At 32.5% G+C, this 12,144-nt stretch carries 10 protein-coding genes and 1 tRNA gene; 10 read left to right on the top strand and 1 reads right to left on the bottom strand.

The annotated features are described in order from the left end of the window. Positions 1-254: 254 nt before the first annotated feature. Positions 255-701 carry a ferritin-like domain-containing protein gene (locus GQS58_RS11190; protein WP_166385864.1) on the bottom strand — a complete coding sequence of 149 codons (447 nt, stop codon included), beginning with the start codon at positions 699-701 and terminating at the stop codon, positions 255-257. Between the two features lie 465 nt (positions 702-1,166). On the opposite strand from GQS58_RS11190, the gene GQS58_RS11185 reads away from it, so the two are divergent. The 10 genes from GQS58_RS11185 to GQS58_RS11140 all read left to right on the top strand — a co-directional run. After that, positions 1,167-1,709, top strand: coding sequence for a 30S ribosomal protein S16 (locus GQS58_RS11185; RefSeq protein ID WP_166385862.1), 543 nt, complete (start codon positions 1,167-1,169; stop codon positions 1,707-1,709). A gap of 19 nt (positions 1,710-1,728) precedes the next feature. Further along, positions 1,729-2,256 carry a ribosome maturation factor RimM gene (rimM, locus tag GQS58_RS11180; RefSeq protein WP_166385860.1) on the top strand — a complete coding sequence of 176 codons (528 nt, stop codon included), beginning with the start codon at positions 1,729-1,731 and terminating at the stop codon, positions 2,254-2,256. Positions 2,257-2,261: 5 nt separating this feature from the next. Next, positions 2,262-2,348: transfer RNA gene (locus GQS58_RS11175), tRNA-Ser, on the top strand. Positions 2,349-2,561: 213 nt separating this feature from the next. Further along, positions 2,562-3,779: an ROK family protein gene (locus GQS58_RS11170; protein WP_166385858.1), complete on the top strand. Its 1,218-nt coding sequence runs from the start codon at positions 2,562-2,564 to the stop codon at positions 3,777-3,779. Between the two features lie 368 nt (positions 3,780-4,147). Continuing rightward, on the top strand, positions 4,148-7,318 hold the full coding sequence (locus GQS58_RS11165) for a SusC/RagA family TonB-linked outer membrane protein (RefSeq protein WP_166385856.1): 3,171 nt from the start codon (positions 4,148-4,150) through the stop codon (positions 7,316-7,318). A 12-nt stretch (positions 7,319-7,330) separates the two neighbouring features. Further along, a complete protein-coding gene (locus GQS58_RS11160) occupies positions 7,331-8,818 on the top strand; it encodes a SusD/RagB family nutrient-binding outer membrane lipoprotein (RefSeq protein ID WP_166385854.1) in 1,488 nt (495 codons plus the stop codon). Between the two features lie 128 nt (positions 8,819-8,946). Further along, positions 8,947-9,648 carry an alpha/beta fold hydrolase gene (locus GQS58_RS11155; RefSeq protein ID WP_166385852.1) on the top strand — a complete coding sequence of 234 codons (702 nt, stop codon included), beginning with the start codon at positions 8,947-8,949 and terminating at the stop codon, positions 9,646-9,648. A gap of 3 nt (positions 9,649-9,651) precedes the next feature. Next, positions 9,652-10,419: an HpcH/HpaI aldolase family protein gene (locus GQS58_RS11150; RefSeq protein ID WP_166385850.1), complete on the top strand. Its 768-nt coding sequence runs from the start codon at positions 9,652-9,654 to the stop codon at positions 10,417-10,419. 11 nt (positions 10,420-10,430) lie between these two features. Then, positions 10,431-11,450 (top strand): ester cyclase, encoded by a 1,020-nt coding sequence (locus tag GQS58_RS11145; RefSeq protein ID WP_166385848.1) that lies wholly within the window; start codon positions 10,431-10,433, stop codon positions 11,448-11,450. Positions 11,451-11,456: 6 nt separating this feature from the next. Further along, a partial coding sequence (locus GQS58_RS11140; RefSeq protein WP_205860420.1) for an ester cyclase occupies positions 11,457-12,144 on the top strand: 688 nt, incomplete at its 3' end.

Here is a 12,144-nt window from a genome sequence, read left to right as displayed (position 1 = left end):
TATTCATTGTTTTTTGGCATGTCTATTTTTACTCGCGCTTGTGCTCGTTTGCAACGAGTACCGTTATTGCTTTGTAAAACCAATCTTTGATGTCACTCGTTAGAAACGAGCGCTAGCGAGGAATTTTATAAAAAATACTAGTGTACAAGTTTGTTGGCTAAACTTAAAGTTTGCAAGAATTAAAAAGCCAACCCTATTAAGGATTGGCTTTTTAATTGTTTTATAAAGTTATATTTAACCTCTAAAATTTATGATTAGGCTAACTCTTCTTTCACCATTAATAAATTAATAGCAGCTTGAATTTTTTGTTGTTGTTCTTCTAGCATTTTTTTTGTAGAGGGAGCAAAAACATCTTCCAATAATATTTCTTTATATTCATCTAAATTGGCTCTTTCTCCTCTAAGTGCTTCTTCTAAAATAGCCTCTTCGTCGTTAGAGCTAAATAGAGATTTTAGTGTCATCCAATTTCTGTGCATTGTACCTTTAAAAGAACCATTCTCTTCAGGTATTTGTCCGTGTAATAAAATTTCTGTTCTTATGTCTTTTGCAAACAGACTTCTTTCTGAGGCTCTATTTTTAAAGAAAATTTTTAGTTTAGCACTCTCTACATTTTCTGCGGCGTTTAAATACCCTTTTTCAGCATCATAATTTTTCTCTAATAATTCGTTTAATTTGTTCGAAATTTTTTCTGTGTACTTCATGTTGTCATTTTCATTTTAAATTCCAATAGCTTGTTTTAAGATGTGTATTGTTTAGCATCTGTTACAAAACTATAAAATATTAGAGGTTGTCATTGGTTCATAAGATTTAGATTTTAACTCATATGATTCTAAGCTTTTTTATCGTTTTTGTTTTTCTTGTGCTCGTTTGTAACGAGTACCGTAATTTATGTGTGAAACCAATGTTTGGTGGCACTCGTTAGAAAGGAGCGTTAGCAAATAATTACTAGCGTTAATTGCGTTAGGGATTGAGCGGTTTGTTTGAGCTCTCCCACATTTTTTTGTGGGAAGCGAGTAGCGAAAGCCCGACCCTTGTGGTAACTCCCTAAAAAATATTGATAATTAAGGTTTTAGTTTAGAAAAGGTTTTGTACTTTTGCGCCCACTTACTACGTGATAGTAAGATTTTTAATAATAAAGGTCGAGAACCTTAACAAATTAACAAATTATGTCTGTAAAGATTAGATTACAAAGACACGGTAAAAAAGGGAAACCATTCTATTGGATCGTTGCCGCTGATGCTCGTGCAAAAAGAGATGGTAAATACTTAGAAAAAATAGGTACTTACAATCCAAACGTTAACCCTGCAATTATTGATTTAGATGTAGATTTAGCTGTAAGTTGGTTACAAAATGGTGCACAACCTACTGATACTGCAAAGAACCTTTTATCTTACAAAGGTGCAATGTTAAAAAACCATTTAGTTGGTGGTATTAGAAAAGGTGCTTTAACACAAGAACAAGCAGATGCTAAATTTGCAGCTTGGGTAGAAGCAAAAGCGACTAAGATTTCTGATAAAGAAGCTGGATTATCTCAAGCGCAATCTGATGCAAAAGCAGCAGCATTCGCAGCAGAAAAAGCAGTTAATGAAGCAAGAATTGAAGCAGCTAAACCAGTTGTTGAAGAGGTTGTAGAAGCAGCAGCAGAAACTGAAGCAGAAGAAGTAGCTCCAGATACTATTGATGAAGCTCAAGCAAAATCAGCAGAATAAATTATAAATTTATACGAAGATGCGTAAAGAAGATTGTTTTTATTTAGGCAAAATCGTTACAAAATATAGTTTTAAGGGTGAAGTTGTTATCAAATTAGATACCGACGAGCCTGAGTTGTATACAGAAATGGAATCAGTTTATGTCGAATTCGGCACAAACTTGGTTCCATTTTTTATTGATAAAAGTTCATTACACAAAGGAAATCAGTTACGCGTTCAGTTTGAGGATGTGTATTCTGATGAAGAAGCAGATTCTATTTTAAAGTGTGGTGTTTATTTACCTACAACGATGTTGCCAAAATTATCTGGCGACAAATTTTACTATCATGAAGTAATTGGTTTTACAGTTGTTGATGCTAATTTTGGTGAAGTTGGGCAGATTGTTTATATTAATGATAAAGCAGCACAACCTCTTTTTGAAATTGACAGAGATGGTACAGAGGTTTTTATTCCGATGGTAGATGATTTTATTAAGAAAGTAGATAGAGAGAACAAAACGATTCAAGTAGATACTCCTGAGGGGTTGATAGAGTTGTATTTGTCTTAAAATAAAGAGAGGTGGCCGAGTGGTCGAAGGCGCTACCTTGGAAAGGTAGTATACTGGTAACGGTATCGAGGGTTCGAATCCCTTCCTCTCTACAAGAAACCAAAACCCTATAAACTATTTGTTTATAGGGTTTTTTGGTGTACTATTTTTATTTAAAGTAATTTTTTCGCTATTTAAGTTTTTGTTTGTAAAACTTAAAATGTGCTTACTTAATTTTTATTAAATTAATAATCTGTCATCGAAAAACATGTGTTAATAAAATATTTTACTAACTTGCTTCTATTAATATTACTAAAGTAAAAAGTATGATTGACTTATTAGATTTTGTAAACGAAAATGGTATAAACGGAAGAAAGGCAAGTAATAAGAAGAGTATTATTCGTGGTCTTGCTAAATGTGAAGACTCGCTAACGATTCCTGAAATTGCCATTCTTATAGATGTTAGTATACCAATTTGTACGTCTTTAATAAGGGGTTTGGTTACTAGTCGTCTAGTTACAAAGGAAGGAAAGAAAACTTCAGAGAATGGAAGGAAACCGTTTACTTACTCTCTTAATAAAGGATCTTTTCATGTTGTTGGTGTAGAAATTCTTTCAAAATTTATTCAATTAAGTGTTTTTAGTATCGATCTAGAGCTTATTCATACTAATACTATTAAGGGGTTTACTTTATCAAAAGATATTGAATGTCTTAAGAATATTACTCATTTTATAGAGAGCTCTTTAAAGGATTCGGGTATAGATAAAAAAAATATTATTGGTATTGGTGTTGGGATGCCAGAGGTTGTAAAAGACCATAATGGTGAGTTAACAACCTATTTTTCTGATGAAGAAATTTCTCTTAAAGAATATTTAGAATCTCAAATAAAACTTTCGGTTCTTATAGATAACGATACAAGAACAATTGGTGTCGCAGAACAAACTCTTGGTAGTGCAAAAGGAATTGATAATGTTTTAGTAGTGAAAGTGAGTAGAACTTTGGGGTTGAGTATAATTGCTAATAAGAGTATTCTTAAAGGTAGTCAGGGACTTGCTGGTGGTATGAATCATACTCAGTTTAAAAAAGGAGTTAGACCTTGTTGTTGTGGTAAAATAGGGTGTTTGGGGACAGAGGTTGGCGGAGATGCTTTATTAGTAGATCTTAATGATGCGCTTAGGGATAACGAAATTTCTATCCACTTTAATATTCAAGATCTACCTACTTATGGTTATCATGATGTACTGGATGCTGTTTTAAAAGGTGATGAGCTTTCTATTAAATTAATTCAAGATCAAGGTTATAAATTAGGAAAAGCATTGGGTAATATTATGAATGTTTTAAACCCAGAATTAGTGTTGATAGGTGGTGAATATGCTATGGTTAAAAATTTCTTTGTAGATGCTGTTAAAATAGGTGTTAGAAAAACTGCACTTATAAGTACTATGAAAAATTGTGAGGTAAAAGCATCTGTGTTGGGTAGGTATTTAGGGGTAAAAGCAGAGGCGTGTATGTTTCTTAAGGCTTGTGATATGATAGCTTTTTAAAGTATGTAAATATATTTTGTGTTTTCTGTAAACATAATAGTTTCTTTTTTTTTAATGTAACGTCATTTGGTGTTACATTTTTTTTGTCTTATTATTTAAGGGGTATTAACTGTATTCTGGGTTTATTGTTTAAGTACTCTACACCTTTGTGTCCTGTTGCTCTAGTTAGTGTTTCGTTTTTTACTTCTTCTAATTTTATTTTAAAAGACTATTGATCAAACAGATGGTTTAGTTTTTATTTAATAAAATATTTTATTAAATAAATTAGTTATAATAAATTATTTTATTATATTTGAATGTGTTACAGTAATGTTTCGTTAATTATTAGTAGCAAAATCTTTAAAATAACTAATTTAACTATCAAATTTATGTACAATTTTAAAAAAGAAAAGTGGGGGGAGAATTCCTTATTAGGTAAGCACATTATAGGTTTCTTTCTTCTTGTGTTTTTATTTTCAAACGCCGCTGTATTTGCTGGGTCAAAAGAAGTAGATAAAACAATAATTGGAGTAGTGGTAGATGATGCGTCGGGAGACCCAGTACCTGGGGCAAGTGTTGTTATAAAAGGTACTAGTATTGGTGCTTCTACAGATTTTGATGGTAATTTTTCAATAACGGCTCCAGATAGTGCTGCAGTATTAGTGGTTAGTTATTTAGGGTATGTTACTAAAACAGTAACTATTGATAGTAGTAAGAAATTAGTAATTAGACTAACAGAAGATGCTTCTCAATTAGACGAGGTTATTGTAACTGCTCTTGGGGTTACTAAATCTAAAGAAAGCGTTTCTTATGCAGCTCAAAAAATAAAAGGAGCTGCTATAAATCAATCTAGAGTTGGTGATGTTTCTCAGCAGTTAGCGGGTCAGGTATCTGGTTTATCAGTCTCTACAAATAATGGTTCTGGAGTTTCTTCTTCTAGAGTTGTACTTAGAGGGGAAACATCTTTAAATCCAAATAAAAATCAACCATTAATTGTGGTGGATGGAGCTTTAATTTCTAATAATTATATAGGTATAGGAAGTAATTCTACTTCTAGTGATTTACCGGTAGATTATGGAAATAGTTTTAATGATTTAAATCCAGATGATTTTGCATCGGTAACCGTATTAAAAGGACCTAAAGCAGCAGCGTTGTATGGTGAGAGAGGTACTAATGGTGCCTTAATAATAGAAACTAAATCGGGTAAAAATAAAACAGGATTAGGTGTTAGTTATACTACAGGTATTTCAATGGATAAGGTTAATAGGTTTTGGAATGAACAAAATGAGTATGCTGGTGGAGGTCCTATAGGTAATTTGGCAAATCAGTTTAGATCAGATTGGGGTGGTAATTATGGAGCACCAACAAATGGTCAATTAATTTCTCAATCTACACCAAGTAACCCTAACCCAGATCCAACACCTTTTGTACAAAAGGCAGACAGAGAAGGTTTCTTTGATACGGCGCTAGCTTATAATAATAATCTTTCTTTATCATTTTCTGAAGATGATATTTGGGGACGTGTTTCTCTTGGGCGACTTTCTAAAGGAGGAATTGTACCTAATACAGAGTATAAAAAAACAAATGTTGGTGTAAGAGTAGGTGCTAATTTAAGTGAAAAACTTTCTATTGATTTATCTGCTAATTATATTTTAAGTAATTCTGATAATGTGCCAGATATTGGGTTTTCTAGCGGTGGATTAATGTATAGTATGCTTTGGGTGATGAAAAACTATAGTTTAGATGATTACAAAGATTACTGGTTACCGAATCAAGAATACCAACAACAAAATTACTTTTTATCTTGGGGAACAAATCCTCACTTAATTGTAAATGAGAATTTAAACGGATTTAAACATAATAGAATATTTGGTAATTTTAGAACAAATTATGAATTTAATGACAACTTTTCTGCTTTTGTAAGAGTCGGTTTAGATTCTTATCAAGATAGAAGGCAGTCTAGAAGAGCCCCGGGGCAACCTGCTTTTCCAAACGGAATGTACAGAGAACAAGATGTTCGTTTACAGGAATTTAATGCAGATTTTTTAGGAACCTACACAAAAGATTTAACGGATAAGTTAGGTTTAGTGGTAAATTTAGGGACTAGTACATTTAACCAAACGATTGGTAATAAAATAGCTCAGACAAATAATTTAGCGATTCCAGGTGTATTTAGTTTAGGTAACGCTGCTGACTCTCCAGTGCTTACACAAGTGGATACTGAAAGAGAATTAAATAGTGTTTATGGTACGGTAGAATTGAATTATGATGATAAATTATATTTTGATGTTACAGGGAGAAATGATTGGTCTTCTACACTACCAACTCAAAATCAAAGTTTTTTCTATCCTTCAGTGGGTTTAAGTGCTATTGTTTCTAAAATGACAAAATTACCAGATTTTATCTCGTATTTAAAACTAAGAACAAGTTATGCTCAAACCGGAAATAGTACAGATCCAGGTGTTATAAATAATGCCTACAGTTTAGGTGCAATACCAGGTTCTGTTACAAACCCTAACGTACTTACAGATTCTAATCTACAAAGTGAAAAAACTGAGGCTTTTGAATTTGGTATAGATTTAAGGTTATTAGATAGAAGATTAAATTTTGATATTGATTTATATGATTATTCTACTACAGATCAAATAGTGTCAGCTCCTATAAGTCAAGCTTCAGGAGTGAGTTTTAGAAGGTTTAATGCAGGGGAAATTAATAGTAGAGGTATTGAAGTAATTTTAGCTGCAAAACCAATAGTTCTAGAGAACTTTAAATGGACTTCTACTTTTAACTTTGCATCAAGTAGATCGGAAGTTGTAAGTCTTGCAGATGGTATTGAAACATTGATTATTGGAGAAGGACCAAACGGAGGAACTATAGAAGCAAGACCAGGAGGTAGAATGGGAGATATTTATGGAAGAGGTTTTGAAAGAGATCCAGAAGGAAGTATTGTTTTAGAAAATATTGGAGGCCTAATGAGACCTAAAATTAGCAATGATATAAAGCGATTAGGAAACTACAACCCAGATTGGACTTTAGGTTTTACCAACAGTTTTAAATATAAAAACTTTAACCTTAATATATTTTTAGATTATAGAAACGGTGGTGATTTTTATACCTTAACTGGTTCTCAGTTATATAGATCTGGTTCTATAACAGAAACGCTTCCGTTTAGAACAGAAGATTTTGTGCCTGACGGTGTGGTAGCAAATGGTAGTGGAGGTTTTACTAAAAACACACAAACTACTACTGGGTACGATTGGTATAGAGAATATTATAGAAGTGATAATATTGAAGCAAATACCTATGATGCTACTTTTTTAAAATTAAGAGAAATTTCATTAGGAGTAGATCTTAAGCCATATTTTGAAAACTCATTTTTCGAAAAAATAAGCCTTTCTGTTTTTGGACGAAATTTAGGAACGTGGACAAAAGAAAGTTTTCTTAAACATTTTGATCCAGAGGTGTTAAGCTTTACCGGAAGTGGTTTTCTTCCTGGTTTCGAAATTGGTCAACTTCCTGGAGCAGCAACCTACGGTTTTAATCTTAATGTATCATTTTAAATTAAAAAAGTCATGATGAAAAATATATATAAAATCAAAATAATAATAGTAAGTATTATCTTATTTACAGCATGTACTGGTGATTTTGAAGAAATTAATGTTGATGATAATTCACCAACAATTGCAACTTCAGGAACACTTTTGCCTAGCACCATTTTTGGAGCAGCAAACTCACATTTAAATGTTCAGTTGTATTTAACTAACCAGGTAATGCAATACAAAGTATATAGAAATCTAAACCAATTAGATGCTTATGATTTTGCAACTGGAGCAAATCGTTTTGGTAAGTTTTGGGGAGATGCATATAGAGCAATTACCGATGGTAACGAGTCTATTGCTTATGCTCAAGAAAATGAACTGAATGCTTATATAGGTGCAGGAAAAACAATAAATGCTTTTTATTTAGCAGCTTTAACAGAATTATGGATAGATGTACCATATACAGAAGCAAATAAAGGTTTAGAGAACACGCAACCAATTTATGATAAGCAAGAAGATATTTACCCTAAAGTATTAACGCTTTTAGAAGAAGCAAATACAGCTTTGGCTGCCGATACTAAAGGATTTATTCTTGGTGGAGATATCCTTTTTAAAGGAGATGTAATGAAGTGGAGAAAAATGGCAAATTCTTTAAGATTACGTTATTTATTAAGACTTTCAAATAAAGGTTCTATCAATGCTGCTGCTCAGATAAATGATATTGTTTCAGATCCTTCTACGTATCCAATTATTGAAAGTAATGAAGAAGCTGCTATTTATGACTTTACAGGTCTTGCACCAAATACATCAGATTTTTCTTTACTTACAACTTTAGGAGGATTAAGCCCGTCAGTAAGATTTGTAGATGTTTTAGATGGTGTTGATGCAAATGATGATGCAGATGACGATCCTAGATTAGCTTTTTTTGCTGATAAACCGGTTGACCCTAGTGTATCTGCAGGTCCATTTGTGGGTGTAAAAAGTGGAACTACAAGAGAAGAAGCACAAGGTACAGGTGGAAATGCAGGGTTGTTTGCTTCTCAGTTTACCACGAAGTTTCAGGATAATAAAGGATTATTAGATTTTGTTTTTATAAGTTATGCAGAGGTACAGTTTATTTTATCAGAAGCTAGGTTAAAGAACTATATCACAACTTCTACAGCACAAATGTATTACGAAAAAGGGATTACTGCCAATTTAAATTATTGGAATTTAACAATGCCATCTGGTTTTCTTACTAGAGCAGATGTGGCTTGGGATGGAACTTTAGAAACATTAATAAATCAAAAATGGATTGCAATGTTCTTTAACAATACATTAGAAATGTGGGGAGATTACAAAAGAGTAGGACTTCCAAATTTAGTGCCAGGGTCTTTAGCAACAACTATTACAGGTGGCTTAGTACCCACAAGAGTCTTCTACCCAACCATAGAGCAATCTGTAAATTCTGCAAATTATCAAGCAGCAGCATCAAGTATTGGTGGTGATATAATTACGGTTAAACATTGGTATCAGAATTAACATATAAAAAAAATATTATTTGAGTTGATGAGTGTTTTACAGTTAACCAGAAGCATGAAAATTGTTTTTGGTTAACAAAACACATTCAAATACTAAAAAAAAACGGAACAAATTAAATAGAATTTCTTGTGACAGAAAAATTAATAATGATACCCGGAACTCTTTGTGATGAGGCGCTTTTTAAGCATCAAATAACAGAATTATCAATTATAGCAGACTGTTATATTGCAAGTACTACTAGTGCTGCGAGTTTGCAACAGGTAGCAAAAAATATACTAGATAAATATTCTGGAGATTTATCAATAATGGGGTTATCGTACGGCGGAATTATTGCTTTTGAATTACTAAGGCAAGCACCTCATCGCATAAAACGATTAATTCTTTTAAATACAAATTATAAAGAACCTTCAGAACAAACAAGAATAAGTCAACAAAGATTTGTAGGTATGGCATATTTAGAAGGAGTTAAGGGATTTACGTCAACTATTTTAATTGATGCAATGTTACATCCTAAAAATGCAAAAAATAAAGAACTAAGAGAGGTGGTTTTAAACATGGCTTTAAATATAGGTGTAGCTGGTTTCTTTAATCAAGTAAAAGCACAATTAGGAAGACCAGATAGTACTAAAGATTTACAAAATATTAAATGTCCTACTTTAATAATTACAGGTAGAGAAGATGTTATTTGTCCAATAAAACTTCATGAAGAAATGGCAGCAGCCATTCCTAATTCGGTTTTAAAAATTATAGAAGAATGCGGACATTTAAGTACGTTAGAACAGCCTAAATTAGTTAGCAATACTATTCTTAATTGGTGGAATAAAAACTAAACAATGAGAAAAAACAAACTAAAACAACTACTAAAAACAAACAACACAGTAATGTGTGGATGGCTACACATACCCAATACTTGGACCGCCGAAGTAATGGCGAATGCTGGTTGGGATGGTGTAACTGTAGATATGCAACATGGTTTACATAGTATAGAAACAGCAATACAAATGATGCAAGCTATATCTACCACAGAAACGGTACCTATTGCTAGATCAAATTGGAATACACCTGGAGAAATAATGAGATTACTAGATGGTGGAGCTTATGGTATTATTTGCCCAATGATTAATACCAAAGAAGAGTGTCAGTCATTTGTAGGAGCATGTAAATATCCTCCTTTAGGATATAGAAGTTTTGGGCCAACGAGAGCAAGAGTTTATGGGGGTCTAGATTATGCAGAACATGCGAATGATGAAATTTTAACATTAGCAATGGTAGAAACTGTTAAAGCAGTAGAAAATATAAAAGGTATTTGTGAAACGAAAGGGTTAGATGGAATTTTTATAGGTTCTGGAGATTTAAAATTATCTATAAAAGCAACTGCAAAAGAGAATGTAGATGCACTTTTTGATCAGGCAGTAAATACTATTTTAAAAGAATGCCAACAAAATAATTTGGTTGCTGGTGTTTGGTGTGCCACAATAGAAGATGCTAAAAAAATGGTTGATAAAGGCTTTAAATTTATTGCGCTTAAATCTGATAGTATGATGTTAACCCAATATGCAAAGGAGCAAACGACCACTTTAAAAAATATTTTAAAAAACTAAACCTCAAAGATTTGTCAAAAAAAATAACACATATAGAAACACTAAAACTAGAAAGAGATGGTTTAAAGCAAGATCTTCCTGGGTTTGGTAAAAAGTATATAAACATTGTTGATTATATATTAGAAATCACAGAAGATATCTGGGAAAAAAAAGAAATAGATGTAATTAATGAAACTTACGAAAAGGACATCTTAATTCATACAGGTGCCAGAATAATTAACGGTGTAGAAACTGTAATAACGGGTACTATTGATACGCTTGCCTCTTTTCCGGATAGAAAAATGGGCGGAGAAGCAGTTATTTGGTCAACAGATAATAAGGGCGATTTTTATTCTTCTCATAGAATTATATCTACAGCAACCAATCTTGGAGAAACAATCTACGGGAAAGCTACAGGTAAAAAGATAACCTTTAGAACCATTGCAGACTGTAAAGTGGCTAACAATAAAATTTATAAGGAATGGCTTGTAAGAGATAATCTTAGTATTCTTTTACAGCTAGGTTTTGATCCTGTAGAAATGGCAAAGAAAGATGTTACTTATAAAAAAACTCCTATTGCAATTCCTATAAACAGCAATCAAGAAATAGCAAAACAAGATTTGGAATATCCAGAAAATTTGGTCTATTCTTTAATAACGAATGTCTGGAAGCAGAATAATTTTGAAGATTTAGCAGAATATCTAGCAGCAGATAGCACTTTGTACGCAGCGGGTAATCAAGAAATTAGCGGTATTACAAAGATAAAAGAATATATACAAACTGTTTTAGCTTCATTCACAGATTTAAGTATAGGTGTTGAGCGTATTACATCAAATAGAGAAGAGGGGTTAACACATATAGCAGCACGTTGGTATCTAAAAGGAAAAACAACCGAAAAAGGTGTTTTTGGAAAACGTTCTGTTGATGAAATTTTTATACCTGTATTAAGTCATTATACTGTTAAAAATGGAAAAATAACCGATGAATGGATGGTCTATGACGGCTTCGATGCTTTATGTCAAATTTATAGTCAAACGAATACTCAAATTTAATATTTTATGAATGCACACTTTAGTAATAAAAAGTTAATTACTTCCTTTTTTAAGGAAATGAATGTTACGAAAAAAGAGGATGTTAAAAATGTTTTAAACAGCTATTTTGATAAAAATAGTAGTGTAGGCATTACAAGTCCTTTTGAAGAATTAAATGGATTAGATGCATTTTATAGCAGTTTTTGGACTCCATTATTAAACGCTTTTCCAGATATAGAATACCAACCTTATATACTTTTAGGAGGTGCGTATGAAGAACGAAACTATGTTAGCTGTACCGGTAATTTTATAGGTACTTTTAAAAAAGACTGGGCAGGTATTCCTGCAAATCAGCAACCAATATGGCTTCGTTTTGCAGCTCATTTTATTATTGAAGATAATAAGATTGTAAAAGCATGGTTTTTTATAGACATGCTTTCCGTTATAAGACAAGCAGGGTTTACATTGTTTCCTAATAAAGGAGTTGAAATAATACCTCCTGCACCGATGACAGGAGATGGTATTGTAGACTATAAAACACTTCCTGATCAGAGTAAAAAAACCTTAGATCTTACCAACGCAATGTTAGAAGGGTTGTGTAGTTATGATGGTAAGAGCTTAGAATCAATGGGCCAAGAACGGTTCTGGGATGAAAAAAATATGATGTGGTACGGTCCATCTGGCATTGGCACTACAAGGGGATTAAAAGGGTTTC

The organism is Polaribacter sp. 11A2H (assembly GCF_011379025.1).
Classification (GTDB): domain Bacteria; phylum Bacteroidota; class Bacteroidia; order Flavobacteriales; family Flavobacteriaceae; genus Polaribacter.
This window is presented reverse-complemented; position numbering and strand designations above follow the sequence as displayed.